This window comes from Sphingomonas sp. (assembly GCF_035714405.1).
GTDB lineage: Bacteria > Pseudomonadota > Alphaproteobacteria > Sphingomonadales > Sphingomonadaceae > Sphingomonas.
In genome coordinates, this window is the sequence record NZ_DASTMA010000019.1 from 116,511 (window position 1) to 130,177 (window position 13,667).

Sequence of the window (13,667 nt, forward strand, 5' to 3'; positions counted from 1 at the left end):
GGCGGGCTCCTATCAGCTCACCTGCTTTTTCTCCAGCTTCCTCGCGAGCGTACGGCGGTGCATCCCCAGGCGGCGGGCCGTTTCGGAGATGTTGAAGCCGGTTTCCGCCAGGATCTCGTTGATCCGCTCCCATTCCAGCGTCTTGAGCGACGTCGCGCGCGGGGTGATCGGGGCGGACACGTCGCCGCCGGCCTTGCCGAACGCCGCCTCGATATCGTCAGTGTTCGAAGGCTTGGCGAGATAGTGGCAGGCGCCGAGCTTGATCGCCTCCACGGCTGTGGCGATGCTGGCATAGCCGGTCAGCACCACGATCAGCGTCGTAGGATCAGCAGCATGGAGCCGCTTGACGCATTCCAGTCCGGAGGCGGTGCCGAGCTTCAGGTCCACGATCGCGAAGCGGGGCGTACCGGTGGCGAGTAGCGCGTTCAGAGCCTCCGGACTGTTCGCGACCTGCGCCTGATAGCCGCGCCGAATGAAGGAGCGCGAGAGGGCGTTCGCAAAAGTCGCGTCGTCCTCCACGATGAACAGGCTGCGGTCGATCATGGTGCGGCGATCCCGATGCTGGCGAGCGGCAGGCGGATGGTGACGGCAGCGCCGCCGCCGGGTCGGTTGGCGGCGGCGAGCGTTCCCCCCAGTTTGCGCACCACGCTGGCGACCAGGAAGAGGCCGACGCCGTGGCCGGCGCCCTTACGCGAGCGCTGGGGGTTGCCGACCTCCGCGAGGACCTGGGCGGCAAAGCCCGGCCCGCGATCCGCCACCGCGACGATCATGACATCGTCCTCTACCTTGCTGGTCAGCGTCAACGCGTCCGGCGAGACCTCCGCGGCATTGTCTAGGACGTTCCAGATCGCCTGCCGCAGCGCCGGGTCGGCGGCGATGGCGAGCCGGTCATCCAGCGCATTTTCGTGCGACAGTCGCGCCGTCGGGTGCAGTGCGCGCCACGCCGCGACGGTCTCGGCCAGGAAGCCGGCGGCCGCGACTCGGTCGGGCGCGTCCTCGCGCAGTTCGCCGACGGAGTGAAGTACGTCGGTGACGATCGCCTTGCAGCGCTGCACCTCCGCCTGCATCTCGGCGATCTCCGCCGCCAGGGCGGGGTCGGCGGCGAGCGCCGGCTCCCGCCGCCAGTCGCTCAGGATCACCGAAAGCGTCGCCAGCGGAGTGCCGAGCTCGTGCGCCGCGCCGCTGGCGAACAGGCCCAGGCGGACGAGATGGTCCTCCTGCGCGGCCCGGGCGCGCAACTCCGCCACGCGCGCGTCGCGAACGCGCAGGTTGCGGATGATGCGGGTGACGAACAGAACCAGGAGTACGCCGACCATCGCGAAGCACAGCCAGCTGCCGAGCAGGCGCAACCCGCCGACCTCGGACAGCAGGTTGGGCGGGTACCGCAGCGGCAGGTACCACGCGATCAGCCCCGCATAGCTGACGCCGGTCACCCCGACGATCACCCAGCTCGCCCAGCGCTCGAGCAGGATCGCGCCCAGCACGACCTGCAGCAGGAACAGCGCGACGAACGGGTTGCTCGCGCCACCGCTCAGGTACAACTGCAGCGTCAGTGTGCCGACGTCGAACAGCAGCGCCAGCAGCAGCTCGCCCTGCCGCACCTGGTGCCGGCGCAGCAAAGGCGCGCTCAGCAGGTTTACGACCGCGGCGGCGGCGATCACCGCCAGCATCGCGGTGACCGGCAAGGGGATGTGTAGGAGATACGCGCAAACCAGCACCGTCGCGCACTGGCCGGCGACAGCCAGCCAGCGCAGCTGGATCAGCTGGCGCATGTTGTCGTTGTGCTCCGCCGACGACAAAGTTGGACCGCCGCTGAGCCGCCGGCGGGTGAGGGCGAGCAACGGCGTGTCCATCAGCCCGTCCTCCGCATCCGCACCAGAAGGACCATCGCCCAGGCAGTCAGTGCCGCGAGCGCGTACCAGGTGAGCGCATAGACGAGGTGATGGTTGCGGAAGGCTACCACGGTCAGGCCCCCGACCGGATAGCCGCCGGGGTTCGGCGTCGCATCCGCGTCGACGAAATAGGGCAGGAGTCGCAACCCCTGTCTTTGTTCGATCGCCGCGACATCGCGGGAATACCAGCGGCCGGCGACGGGATCGTTGGTGCGCAGGAAGCCGCCGCCGACTTCGCTCAGGCGGAGCAGTCCGGTGACGCGTACCGTTCCGGCCGGGCGGCTCACCGCGACGCGTTCCAGGGGCACGAATCCGCGGTTGACCAGTACCGTGCCGCGGTCGGTGACCAGCGGGGTGAGCAACCAGAACCCCGCGCCGCGCTCGGTCAGCGCCTGCACCTTCGTCTCGCGATCATGCAGGAACCGCCCGCTCAACCAGACACGGCGGTACGCCTCCTCCGCTCGCGCGGCAGGTGGGGCAGGGACGGGCGCATTCGCCAGATGGCGCTCTACCCGCGCGATCAGGTCCAGCTTCCACGCACGCCGCTGCACCTGCCAAGTGCCGAGCGCCAGCAGCCCGGCGATCAGCAGCGCGCCGATCGCCAGCGGGACCGCAAGCCCCCGGCGCCCGGTCACATCGGCCCCATGCCTGGCATGGTGTTGGTGTTGATGTGATACATGACCCAGACGGAGCCACCGACCGTGATCGCGACGATCACAACCGTGAACAGGAAGGCGATCAGCGTCCAGCCCCCCTCCGACCGGGTGTCGAGATGCAGGAAGCACAGCACATGGACGACGATCTGCGCGGCGGCGCACGCGAAGATTGCGATCGCGGTGGCCGATACGCTATTGAGCACCCCGGTCATCACCAGCCAGAAGGGGATCGCGGTCAGCACCACCGACAGCAGGAAGCCGACTAGGTACCCGCGGCGGCTGCCATGGGGTTGCGCTTGAACCTCGCTCACCGGAGCACTCCGAACAGATAAACGAAGGTGAAGACGCCGATCCAGATGATGTCCAGGAAGTGCCAGAACATCGACAGGCAGATCAGCCGCCGGCGATTGTCGGGGATCAGCCCGCGTTGGGCGAGCTGCACCTGCATCACCGCGATCCAGATCAGCCCGGCGGTGACATGCAGCCCGTGCGTGGCGACCAGAGTGAAGAAGCCCGACAGGAAGGCGCTGCGCTGCGGCGTCGCGCCCTCGCCGATCAGGGTCGCGAACTCGTACAGTTCGATACCGACGAAGCCCAAGCCGAACAGCGCGGTGACCGCCAGCCACAGGCGCACGGCGGCCAGCTTGCCGTCCTCCATGGCCAGCATCGCCATTCCGAAGGTCAGCGACGACACCAGCAGCAGCCCGGTGTTGAGCGCGACCAGCGGCAGGGCGAAGATCTCGCGCGGCACCGGCCCGCCGGCATAGCTGGTCGACAGCACACCATAGGTCGCGAACAGCCCGGCGAAGATGAGCGCGTCGCTCATCAGGTAGATCCAGAAGCCGAGCACCGTCGGACTGTTATCCGTGTGGCCGTGATCGTCCTCGTCCGTCAGGTGCCAGGTGATCTCGCGCGCCTGCGCCTCGGCCTGTGCGTCAATCGGGGGGGCCGGCGTCGCCATCGCCTCAGGCTCCCGTTGCTGGCGCCGCGCGGGCGCCCTCGATCCGCGCTACGTCCTCGGCAGAGATGAAGTAATCGCGCGCATAATCAAAGCTGTGCCAGATCACGACGCCGACCAGCCCGACGAACGCGGCGATTGCCAGCCACCACATGTACCAAACCATGCCGAAGCCCCCCGCCAACGCGAGAGCGGACAGGATCATGCCGGTTGCGGTGTTCTTCGGCATGTGGATCGGCCGGTATCCGTCGGCCGGGCGGTTATACCCGCGCGACTTCATGTCGTACCACGCGTCGAGATCGTGGATGACCGGCGTGAATGCGAAGTTGTAGGCCGGGGGCGGCGAGCTGGTGGACCATTCGAGCGTGCGGCCGTCCCACGGGTCGCCGGTGGTGTCGCGCAAGCGGTCGCGGCGGACCACGCCCATGACGATGCTCATGATGAAGCCCAGGATGCCGATGCCGATGATGACCGCGCCGATCGCGGCGATCACGAACCAGATCTGCAACGAGGGATCATCGAAGTGGCGGACGCGGCGCGTCGTGCCCATCAGCCCGGCGATGTAGATGGGCGTCCAGGCGACCCAGTAGCCGATCACCCAGCCCCAGAACCCGACCTTGCCCCACCATGGATCGAGCTTGAAGCCGAATGCCTTGGGGAACCAGTAGACCATCCCTGCGAACATCGCGAACACGACGCCGCCGATGATGACGTTGTGGAAGTGCGCGACCAGGAACAGCGAGTTGTGGAGCACGAAGTCGGCCGGCGGGACCGCCAGCAGCACGCCCGTCATGCCACCGACCACGAAGGTCAGCATGAAAGCGACCACCCACATCATCGGCAGCTCGAACCGGATGCGGCCGCGATACATCGTGAACAACCAGTTGAAGATCTTCGCGCCCGTGGGGATCGAGATCACCATCGTCGCGATGCCGAAGAAGGAGTTGACGGTGGCACCCGAGCCCATCGTGAAGAAGTGATGCAGCCAGACGAGGTAGCTCAGGATCGTGATGACCACCGTCGCATAGACCATCGACGAATAGCCGAACAATCGCTTGCCGGTGAAGGTCGACGTGATCTCCGAATAGATGCCGAATGCGGGCAGGATCAGGACATAGACCTCCGGATGCCCCCAGATCCACACCAGGTTCCAGTACATCATCGGATTGCCACCAAGCTCGTTGGTGAAGAAGTTGGTGCCGACGTACCGGTCGAGCGTCAGCATACCGAAGGTGGCGGTGAGGATCGGAAAGATCGCGACCGCAAGGACCTGGCTGCACAAGGCCGTCCAGCAGAAGATCGGCATCTTCATCATCGTCATGCCCGGCGCGCGCATCTTGATGATCGTGGCGACGATGTTGATCGCCGACAGCGTCGTGCCGAGACCGGCGATCTGCAACGCCCAAAGGTAGTAATCGACGCCCGTGTCGGGACTGTAGGCCAGCCCCGATAGGGGCGCGTAGCCGAGCCACCCCGTGCGCGCGAACTCGCCGACGAACAGGCTCGTCATGACCAGCAGCGCGCCCGCGACGGTCAGCCAGAAGCTGAGATTGTTGAGGAACGGGAACGCCACGTCGCGCGCGCCGATCTGCAGCGGCATCACATAGTTGATGATGCCGGCGATCAGCGGGATGGCGACGAAGAAGATCATGATCGTGCCGTGCGCGGTGAAGATCTGATCGTAATGGTGGGCGTTCAGATACCCCTCATTGCCGCCGAACGCGATCGCCTGCTGCGCGCGCATCATCAGCGCGTCGGCAAAGCCGCGCAGCAGCATGATGATGCCCAGGATCAGGTACATGATCCCGATCTTCTTGTGGTCCACGGTCGTGAACCAGTCGCGCCACAGCCAGCCCCACAGCCGGTACTTCGTCACCGCCCCGACGATGCCGAGCCCGAGCAGCACGACGACGGCAAAGGTGACGAGCAGGATCGGCTCGTGGATCGGGAAGGATTCCCAGGTCAGGCGACCGAAGATCGTCTTGAAGATGCTAGACTCGGGCATGATGGGTCCGTTGCGGCAGGGCCGACATGTCGCGGTTGTGGCCGTGGCCCGGATCGGTCTGGCCGGGCGCGCGTGCCTTGGGCGGCGCGGTGACGTTGGGGCCGGAGCCCTTGTCCTGGGGCGCCTTCATCAGCGCCGGCGTCGGCTTGTCGCCGTGCATTGGCGCGGACGCGCGGCCCGGCGCGGTGCCGGCGCCGGCGCGCGTGTCGTGCGGGTTGCCGCCGCCACGCCGCATGTCCGCCCTCATCACCTCGGTCATGCACGGCTTGCCTGGTGCGACGCAGCGGTTGAGGGCGCGATAGAAGAGGTCCGGCTGGACCGCGCCGAAATACATCGGCGGCACCTTCTCGCTCGGCTGCTCCAAGGAGATGAAGCGCCGCGCTTCCAGCACACCGCCGCCCGCTTTTACCCGTTGCACCCAGGCGGCGAAGTCAGCCGGCGACAGCCCGCGCAGCTTGAAGCGCATGTCCGAAAACCCCGCGCCGGTATAGTTGCCCGAATAGCCCCAGCTCTCGCCCGGCTTGTTGAGCACCGCGTGGAGCTTCGAATCCATGCCAGGCATCGCGTAGATCATCCCCGCCAGCGTGGGCGCGTAGAAGGTGTTCATCTGGCTCGACGAGGTCATCGAGAAGCGCACCGGCACGTCGACCGGCAGCGCCAGCTCGTTGACCGTGGCGATGCCCTGTTCGGGATAGATGAACAGCCACTTCCAATCGAGCGCCACCACCTGCACCTCCATGTGCCGGGCGTTCTTCGCCAGCGGCCGCCCCGCCGAGATGCGGTCGAGCGGGCGGAAGGGATCGAGCAGGTGGGTGCTCGACCAGGTGACCGCGCCGAGCACGATGATGATGAGCAGCGGCACCGACCAGATCACCAACTCCAGCGAGGTCGAGTGATCGAAGTCTGGGTCGTAGGTCGCGTCGCGGTTGCTGGCCCGATAGCGCCAGGCGAACACCACCGTCAGGATCATGACCGGCACGATCACCAGCAGCATCAGCGCGGTGGCGATCAGGATCAGGTTGCGCTGCTGGACCGCGATGTCACCCGTCGGGTTCATCACCACCATATCGCACCCGGCCAGCAATAGCCCGAGCGGCACGGCGGCCCAGCGGAGAAGGTGCGATCCGCGCATGGGCTGGGAGCTAGTCCCTGGAGAACTTGCCGGGTATTGGACAGTTTGTCCTATCCCGCGTCCGCGCCCGGTAGGGCATGGGGGCGGGCATGGACCGGACTGGATCGGCAACATGAGCGCAGACACCGCGATAGCCAATTCCACGCCCCTGGAGCGGGACGCGAGACTGGTCAACGCGCGCGAGCACAAGATCGCACCGAGCGAGATCGCGATCGGGGTGGTGATCGGGCGGACGAGCGAGTTCTTCGACTTCTTCGTCTATGCCATCGCCTCGGTGCTGGTGTTTCCCGCGTTGGTCTTCCCTTATGTCGATGCGGTCACCGGCACGCTCTATTCGTTCGGGCTGTTCGCGATCGCCTTCGCCGCGCGGCCGTTCGGCACGCTGGTCTTCATGTGGATGGACAGGAAATATGGCCGCGGCGTCAAGCTGACGGTGTCGCTGTTCCTGCTCGGCGGCTCGACCATGGCGATCGCGCTGCTGCCCGGCTATGCGCAGATCGGCTCCGCCTCGGCGGTCCTGTTGGGTGTGTTCCGGTTCGGGCAGGGCATGGCGCTGGGGGGTGCTTGGGACGGGCTGCCCTCGCTGCTCTCGCTCAACGCGCCCGAGCACAAGCGCGGCTGGTATGCGATGATCCCGCAGCTCGGCGCGCCGCTCGGGCTGATCGTGGCGGCCGGGCTGTTCGCATATTTTCTGGTGCTGCTGACGCCGGAGGATTTCCTCGGCTGGGGCTGGCGCTATCCGTTCTTCGTGGCGCTGGCGATCAACGTGGTGGCGCTGTTCGCGCGGCTGCGGATCGTCGCGACGCCCGAGTTCACGCGCCTGTTCGAGACGCGCGAGCTACAGCCGTCGCCGGCCTTTCGGACGCTGTTCGGTGAGTGGCGGACGATCCTGCTCGGCTCCATCGCGCCGCTTGCCAGCTTCGCGCTGTTCCACCTTGTGACCGTGTTCCCGCTCTCCTGGGTGACACTGAGCGGGCAGGACACGGCCGAGCGCTTCCTGCTGATCGAGGCGGGCGGGGCGGTGATCGGGTTGTTGGCGATGGTCGCGTCGGGGGTGATCGCCGACCGGGTCGGGCGGCGGGCGGTGCTGGGCGTGTCGGCGGTGCTGATCGGCGTTTATAGCGGCTTCGCGCCGCAGCTGCTGAACGCCGGGCCGTGGGGCGAGGTCCTCTACATGGGCACCGGCTTCGTGCTGCTCGGGCTCGCCTTCGGCCAGTCGTCGGGCGTGGTCAACGACCGCTTCCCGGCGCACAGCCGCTATACGGGTGCTGCGATCGTCGCCAATTCCGCCTGGTTCCTGGGCGCGGGCTTCGCGCCGCTGATCGCGCTGTTCCTGGCAAGCCGGGTGGGGCTGTGGTCGGTCGGGCTGTACCTGCTGTCGGGCGTGATCTGCACGCTGGCGGCGCTGACGATTAACAAGGACTATGCCCGCCGCGCCTAGCCCAGATGCTTCCTGAACAGCGCCAGCGTCCGCGCCCAGGCAAGGTCGGCGGCCTCCTTGTTGAAGCGCGGCGTGGTGTCGTTGTTGAAGCCGTGCTCGACGCCGGGATAGATGATGACCTTCGCCGCCGTCCCCGCCGCCTTCATCGCCGCCTCGGCCGGTGGCCATTGCGCGTTCACGCGCTCGTCGTTGCCGGCGAGGTGGACGATTAGCTCCGCCTTGATCGCCGGAATGCCGTCGAGCGGCGGCGGCGAGCCGTAGAAGGGCGCGCCCGCCCGCAAGGTCGGCACCCGCGTCGCCAGCCGCGAAACGATCGCGCCGCCATAGCAGAAGCCCGTCGCCCCAAGCTTGCCGTTGCCGTCGGGCAGCGCCTGTGCCCAAGCCGCAGAGGCGAGGAAATCGGCGAAGATCTTGACCTGGTCCAGCTTGCCGAACAGCGCGCGCGCCGCGTCCTCATTGCCGGGATAGCCGCCGAGCGCGGTCAGTGCGTCGGGCGCGACCGCGATATAGCCATGCGTCGCCAGCCGACGCGCGATGTCCTCGATATGCGGGTTGAGGCCGCGGTTTTCATGGATCACCAGCACCACCGGCTTGCGCGCGCGCCGCGAGGCGCCTTTCGGCTTGGCGACATAGGCGCGGATCGTGCCCGAGCCGGCGGGCGACGGGATTTCGACGCGCGCGATCGTGATTCGCTTGTCGTCGGGCGCGATCACCTGCGCACCCGCGAAGTCGGGGGTGAGCGCGCCCAACACCGCCGTCGCAGCCGCGGCGCTGCCCAGCACCCGCGCCGACCCGTCCAGGAACCCGCGACGGCTGAGCCCGCCATGGACATAGTGGTCGAACAGGGTGAGCACCTCGCGGGGGAAATCCGCTGCCGTCTTGCGCTCATCCGTCATCGTCCTGCTCCACTTTGCTTCAGAGCAGCCTAGGGCATCAGCCGATCAAATCCAGCCGTGTCGCGCTTGACGCTCGCGCCGTTCCGACAGACGACGTGCCGATGGGGAGGGGCGGCGTGACGGGGGAGGCAAACGAGGGGCTGACGGCGGGACAGCGGACGCGGGCGATCGTCGCCGGCTCGGCGGGCAATCTCGTCGAATGGTACGACTTCTATGTCTACGCCTTCACCGCGCTATATTTCTCGGCCGAGTTCTTTCCCAAGGGCGACCAGACCGCGCAGCTGCTCGGCACGTCGGGGATCTTCGCGGTCGGTTTCCTGATGCGGCCGCTGGGCGGCTGGTATTTCGGACGGCTCGCCGACCGGCGGGGTCGGCGCTATGCGATGCAGATCGCGATCGCGATCATGGCGGCGGGCTCGGCGCTGATCGCGATCCTGCCGACCTATGCGGCGATCGGTGTCGGCGCGCCGGTGCTGCTGCTTGCCGGCCGCATGATCCAGGGTTTCTCCACCGGCGGCGAGTACGGCACCGCCGCCACCTACATGAGCGAGATCGCGAGCAAGGAGCGGCGCGGCTTTTGGGCGTCCTTCCAATATGTGACGCTGATCGGCGGCCAGCTGCTGGCGCTCACCGTCATCCTGCTGCTCCAGCAGTTCCTGTCGGACGCGGAGATGCGCGCCTGGGGCTGGCGCATCCCCTTCGCGATCGGCGCCGCTGCGGCGCTGTGGGTGATCCGCTTCCGCCGCTTCATGCCCGAGACCGCGCCCAACACCGGCGCGGAGGCGGGCACGCTGCGGGCGCTGCTGCCGCACTGGCGCGCCTTCGTCATCGTGCTGGGGCTGACCGCGGGTGGATCGCTCTTCTTCTACGTCTTCACCACCTACATGCAGAAATACCTGGTCATCACCGCCGGCCTGCCAAAGGAAACCGCGAACTGGGTGATGACGGCGGTGCTGATCCCGTTCGCGCTGATGCAGCCGCTGTTCGGCGCGCTGTCGGACCGGATCGGGCGCAAGACCAACATCGTCATCTTCGCCGCCCTCGCGACGGTCGTCACCGTGCCGTTGCTGACGATGCTGGCGACGGTGCAGAGCGCGGGAGCGGCGTTCGCGCTGGTGCTGGTCGCGCTGACCATCGCCAGCGTCTACACGTCGGTCAGCGGCATTTTCAAAGCCGAGCTGTTCCCGGTCCACGTCCGCGCGCTCGGCGTCGGCTTCGCCTACGGCATCGGCAATGCGCTGTTCGGCGGCTCGGCGGAGTATATCGCGCTGCGCTTCAAGCAGGCCGGCGTCGAGAGCGGCTTCTACTGGTACGCCACCGCGATCTGCGCGGTCGCGCTGGTCACCGCGCTGCTGATGCCCGACACCCGGCGCGCCGACCTGTTGAAGGACGTGGGGTGAGGGAACAGGGGCGCGGGCGGTTCGCTTAGAAGGAAACGGAGTGCATCATGACCGACAAGACCGCGACGCTGTACCGCATGGTCCTTCCCGACCACGTCTGCCCCTTCGGCGTACGTGCCAAGGCGATGCTGGAGTCCGAGGGCTTCCAGATCGAGGAGCACATCCTGTCGAGCCGCGACGAGGTGGATGCGTTCGAGGCCGAGCAGGGCGTGCAGACCACGCCGCAGATATTCATCGGCGGCGAGCGGATCGGGGGCAGCGATGACCTCGAACGGTATCTCGCCAGCGCCTGACCTCGCGTGAACGAGGACGATGCCCGCCGGGTGCTGCTCGTCCGCGCGGTCGAGATCGAGGATAGCGCCGAGGCCCTCCTGACCCGCGAGGACCGGCAGGCGGCGACCGCGGCCGGACTGGCTGATGGCTTCGATCCCTCGCGCAACGGCGACGAGCGATTCCTGGCGCAGCGCGCGGCGTTCGCGTTCGGGCGGCTCACCACCCGGTTTCCGTTGATCGAGCAGGCGTGTCGCGCGTCGCAATGGCCGCGCTGGCTGGGGTGGGCCGTGCCCGGCGTGGCGCTGCTGCTGGGCGTCGCCACCAACGAGGTCGGCAACGGCAAGCGGCTCAACCTGATCGCCTTTCCGCTGATCGGGATGCTGGCGTGGAACGCACTGGTCTACCTCTGGCTGATCGTCTCGGCGCTGAGGCGCAGGCGCCCCTCGCGGGTGGGGGCCTGGATCGCGCGCTGGGCAGGGCCGCGCATCGACGAACATCAGCCGCTCGGTCGCGCGCTGGCGCGGTTCGGACGCGATTGGATCGGTGCCGCCGGTCGGCTGACCACCGCCCGGGTCAGCCGCAGCTTTCACCTCGGCGCGGCGGCATTCGCGATCGGCGTGGTCGCCAATCTGTACCTCCGCGCACTCGGCGTCGAATACCGCGCGGGGTGGGAGAGCACCTTCCTGCAGGCCCCGACCGTCCACGCGCTGCTCGGCATCGCGCTGGGCCCGGCGAGCGCGGTCACCGGCATCGCCTTGCCGACGCCCGAACACCTCGCCGGCTTGCGCTGGTCGGAAGGCCCCGGTGAGGTGGCCGCCCCCTGGATCCACCTCTACGCCGCCACCGCCGCGCTGTTCATCGTCGCGCCCCGCCTGCTGCTGGCGATGGCGAGCGGGGGCAATGTCGCGCGGCTGAAACGTGGTGTGCCGGTGCCGGGGCGAGAGGATTTCCACGTCCGCCGCCTGCTGCGCGCCGCGCAGGGCGGGGCGGCGGAGGTGCGGGTGCTGCCCTATGGCTTCACGCCCCCCGACACCACGCGCCGAACGCTGGCCGAGCTGCTCACCGCCGCGCTGGGCGATGGGACCCGGACACAGGTCGATGCACCCATCCCCTATGGCGGGGAGGAGGAATGGCTCGCGCGCGCGCGGCTGACCGACGGCCTCGACCACCTCGTCATCCTGTTCAATCTCGGCTCGACCCCGGAGGCCGAGAACCACGGCGCGCTGGTGGCGGGTGTGCAGAAGCTGCTCGCCGGGAGGGGCACCGCCCTCAGCATCGTGCTCGACGAAGCCGCGTTCCGCGAACGGTCCGGTGGCGGCGACCGGCTCGACGTCCGCAGGCAGGCGTGGGAGCGGATGCTGGCCACGACCGGCGAGCATCCGTTCGCCGCCGATCTCTCGCAAGCCAGAGACGCGAACCTCGTTCGTCGCCTCGAAAGCGCGCTGGTGCGCTCGCCGACCCTGGGGCTGAAGCGATGACCACGATCAACCTCAGCCTCGTCAGCCATACCAACGTCGGCAAGACGACGCTGGTACGCACACTGTTGGCGCAGGACGTCGGCGAGGTCCGCGACGCCGCGCACGTCACCGACACCGCGACCGGCTATCTCATGCTGCAGGCCGGTGGCGACACGCTGATGCTCTGGGATACGCCCGGCTTCGGCGACACCGCGCGGCTGCTCCGCCGGCTACGCGCATCGGGCAATCCGATCGGCTGGTTCCTGGGGCAGGTCTGGGATCGCTTCCGCGAACGCGCCTTGTGGCATAGCCAGCAGGCGGTGCGGAACGTCCGCGACCATGCCGACGTCATTCTCTACCTGGTCAACGCCGCCGAGGATCCCGCCGACGCGGTCTATGTCCCGCTGGAGATGCAAGTGCTCGCCTGGGTCGGCAAGCCGGTGGTGCTGTTGCTCAATCAGCTCGGCGCCCCCAACCCCGACGCGGGTGACGAGGCGGAGCGGTGGCGCCGTGCGCTGGCGGATGCCGGTGTGGTCGAGGGCGCGTTGACGCTCGATGCGTTCGCACGCTGCTGGGTGCAGGAAGGGACGCTGCTCAACACCGTCGCGCCGCTGGTCGCGCCCGACAAGCAGCCCGCCATGGCCGAGCTGTCCCGGGCGTGGCAGGACAAGAACGTCGCCCGCTTCCACCAGTCGGTCGCGATCCTCGCCGAAGCCCTCGCCGCCGCCGCCACCGACCGCGAGGAAGCGCCCGAGCGCGACTGGCGCGACCGCGTCGGCGAAGCCCTGTCGATGCGCAAGGAGGAGCCGGCCGAGGTTCGCCGCGCGATGGCCAAGCTCGCCGAACGACTGGAGGCAGGGACGCGCCGCTCAACCGAACGGCTGATCGACGCGCACGGCCTGTCGGGCCGCGCGACCCGCGAAGTGCTCAAACGGCTGCGCGATGATTACGCGGCGTCGGCTCCGGCCAAGGAGGGCTATGCGGCGGTGCTCGGCGGGCTGATGTCCGGTGCCGTCGGCGGGCTGGCGGCGGACATCGCGGCGGGCGGGCTGACGCTGGGCGGCGGCATGCTGGTCGGCGGTGTGCTCGGCGCACTGGGAGCGACCGGCGCCGCGCGCACCTATAATCTCGCGCGCGGCGAGGACGGCACCGGCGTGCGCTGGTCGGAGGCGTTCTTCTCGGGCCTCGTGCGGTCCGCGCTGCTCCGCTACCTCGCCGTCGCGCATTGGGGGCGGGGGCGGGGCGACTGGGCGGAGGGCGAGCATCCCAGCTTCTGGCAGGACGCGATCGCCGAGGTGCTGGCCCCTCGCCAGGCCACGGTGCGGGCGATCTGGGACGCCGGCAAGCGCGAGCCGGCGGAGGCGCTGCGCCGCGACCTCGAACGGCTGCTCAGCCGCACCGCCGCCGAGCTGCTCGCGCGCTTCTATCCGCAGGCGCGGACGATATTAGCGGCGGAATTGACGGTGGCCGACGAGCCCCGGGTGGAGGCGGCGGGCCCGTTCCGCGCCGATCTTTCCGGCCTGGCGTTTCGCTGAGCGGAACATCGCGGCCGCCCGC

At 68.4% G+C, this 13,667-nt stretch carries 13 protein-coding genes; 5 read left to right on the forward strand and 8 right to left on the reverse strand.

Translation table 11 applies throughout. The features are described from left to right. Positions 1–12 precede the first annotated feature (12 nt). From VFQ64_RS11935 to cyoA, 7 genes are read right to left on the reverse strand one after another with little or no spacing between them, the layout of a single operon-like run. A complete protein-coding gene (locus VFQ64_RS11935) occupies positions 13–543 on the reverse strand; it encodes a response regulator transcription factor (RefSeq protein WP_325103547.1) in 531 nt (176 codons plus the stop codon). Next, positions 540–1,853, reverse strand: coding sequence for an ATP-binding protein (locus tag VFQ64_RS11940; RefSeq protein ID WP_325103548.1), 1,314 nt, complete (start codon positions 1,851–1,853; stop codon positions 540–542). The genes VFQ64_RS11935 and VFQ64_RS11940 overlap by 4 nt, the downstream gene beginning before the upstream one ends. After that, positions 1,853–2,527, reverse strand: a complete 675-nt coding sequence (locus tag VFQ64_RS11945; protein WP_325103549.1) for an SURF1 family protein — start codon at positions 2,525–2,527, stop codon at positions 1,853–1,855. Before VFQ64_RS11945 ends, VFQ64_RS11940 begins: the two co-directional genes overlap by 1 nt. After that, positions 2,524–2,859 carry a cytochrome o ubiquinol oxidase subunit IV gene (cyoD, locus tag VFQ64_RS11950; RefSeq protein WP_325103550.1) on the reverse strand — a complete coding sequence of 112 codons (336 nt, stop codon included), beginning with the start codon at positions 2,857–2,859 and terminating at the stop codon, positions 2,524–2,526. Before cyoD ends, VFQ64_RS11945 begins: the two co-directional genes overlap by 4 nt. After that, the gene (cyoC, locus tag VFQ64_RS11955) at positions 2,856–3,509 is read right to left on the reverse strand and encodes a cytochrome o ubiquinol oxidase subunit III (RefSeq protein ID WP_325103551.1); all 654 of its coding nucleotides are present in this window, start codon (positions 3,507–3,509) and stop codon (positions 2,856–2,858) included. The genes cyoD and cyoC overlap by 4 nt, the downstream gene beginning before the upstream one ends. A gap of 4 nt (positions 3,510–3,513) precedes the next feature. Further along, positions 3,514–5,511 (reverse strand): cytochrome o ubiquinol oxidase subunit I, encoded by a 1,998-nt coding sequence (gene cyoB / locus VFQ64_RS11960; protein ID WP_325103552.1) that lies wholly within the window; start codon positions 5,509–5,511, stop codon positions 3,514–3,516. Continuing rightward, complete coding sequence (gene cyoA / locus VFQ64_RS11965) at positions 5,498–6,643, reverse strand: ubiquinol oxidase subunit II (protein WP_325103553.1); 1,146 nt, start codon at positions 6,641–6,643, stop codon at positions 5,498–5,500. Before cyoA ends, cyoB begins: the two co-directional genes overlap by 14 nt. A gap of 112 nt (positions 6,644–6,755) precedes the next feature. On the opposite strand from cyoA, the gene VFQ64_RS11970 reads away from it, so the two are divergent. After that, positions 6,756–8,084: an MFS transporter gene (locus VFQ64_RS11970; RefSeq protein ID WP_325103554.1), complete on the forward strand. Its 1,329-nt coding sequence runs from the start codon at positions 6,756–6,758 to the stop codon at positions 8,082–8,084. On the opposite strand, the gene VFQ64_RS11975 is transcribed toward VFQ64_RS11970, so the two are convergent. Then, positions 8,081–8,980: a dienelactone hydrolase family protein gene (locus VFQ64_RS11975; RefSeq protein WP_325103555.1), complete on the reverse strand. Its 900-nt coding sequence runs from the start codon at positions 8,978–8,980 to the stop codon at positions 8,081–8,083. The two genes, VFQ64_RS11970 and VFQ64_RS11975, sit on opposite strands and share 4 nt — an antisense overlap. A 116-nt stretch (positions 8,981–9,096) precedes the next feature. On the opposite strand from VFQ64_RS11975, the gene VFQ64_RS11980 reads away from it, so the two are divergent. The 4 genes from VFQ64_RS11980 to VFQ64_RS11995 are packed head-to-tail and all read left to right on the forward strand — an operon-like array spanning position 9,097 to position 13,645. Beyond that, positions 9,097–10,380 carry an MFS family transporter gene (locus VFQ64_RS11980; RefSeq protein ID WP_325103556.1) on the forward strand — a complete coding sequence of 428 codons (1,284 nt, stop codon included), beginning with the start codon at positions 9,097–9,099 and terminating at the stop codon, positions 10,378–10,380. Positions 10,381–10,427: 47 nt separating this feature from the next. Then, entirely contained in the window at positions 10,428–10,673 is a 246-nt protein-coding gene (locus VFQ64_RS11985) for a glutaredoxin domain-containing protein (protein WP_325103557.1), read from the forward strand. A 6-nt stretch (positions 10,674–10,679) separates the two neighbouring features. Further along, a complete protein-coding gene (locus VFQ64_RS11990) occupies positions 10,680–12,131 on the forward strand; it encodes a DUF2868 domain-containing protein (protein ID WP_325103558.1) in 1,452 nt (483 codons plus the stop codon). Next, positions 12,128–13,645 carry a DUF3482 domain-containing protein gene (locus VFQ64_RS11995; protein ID WP_325103559.1) on the forward strand — a complete coding sequence of 506 codons (1,518 nt, stop codon included), beginning with the start codon at positions 12,128–12,130 and terminating at the stop codon, positions 13,643–13,645. Before VFQ64_RS11990 ends, VFQ64_RS11995 begins: the two co-directional genes overlap by 4 nt. Positions 13,646–13,667 lie beyond the last annotated feature (22 nt).

Coding starts and splice junctions, on each gene's coding strand:
- VFQ64_RS11940 (WP_325103548.1), bottom strand. CDS start 1,853: ATGGACACGCCGTTGCTCGCCCTCACCCGCCGGCGGCTCAGCGGCGGT.
- VFQ64_RS11935 (WP_325103547.1), bottom strand. CDS start 543: ATGATCGACCGCAGCCTGTTCATCGTGGAGGACGACGCGACTTTTGCG.
- cyoB (WP_325103552.1), bottom strand. CDS start 5,511: ATGCCCGAGTCTAGCATCTTCAAGACGATCTTCGGTCGCCTGACCTGG.
- VFQ64_RS11985 (WP_325103557.1), top strand. CDS start 10,428: ATGACCGACAAGACCGCGACGCTGTACCGCATGGTCCTTCCCGACCAC.
- cyoC (WP_325103551.1), bottom strand. CDS start 3,509: ATGGCGACGCCGGCCCCCCCGATTGACGCACAGGCCGAGGCGCAGGCG.
- VFQ64_RS11970 (WP_325103554.1), top strand. CDS start 6,756: ATGAGCGCAGACACCGCGATAGCCAATTCCACGCCCCTGGAGCGGGAC.
- cyoA (WP_325103553.1), bottom strand. CDS start 6,643: ATGCGCGGATCGCACCTTCTCCGCTGGGCCGCCGTGCCGCTCGGGCTA.
- VFQ64_RS11995 (WP_325103559.1), top strand. CDS start 12,128: ATGACCACGATCAACCTCAGCCTCGTCAGCCATACCAACGTCGGCAAG.
- VFQ64_RS11975 (WP_325103555.1), bottom strand. CDS start 8,980: ATGACGGATGAGCGCAAGACGGCAGCGGATTTCCCCCGCGAGGTGCTC.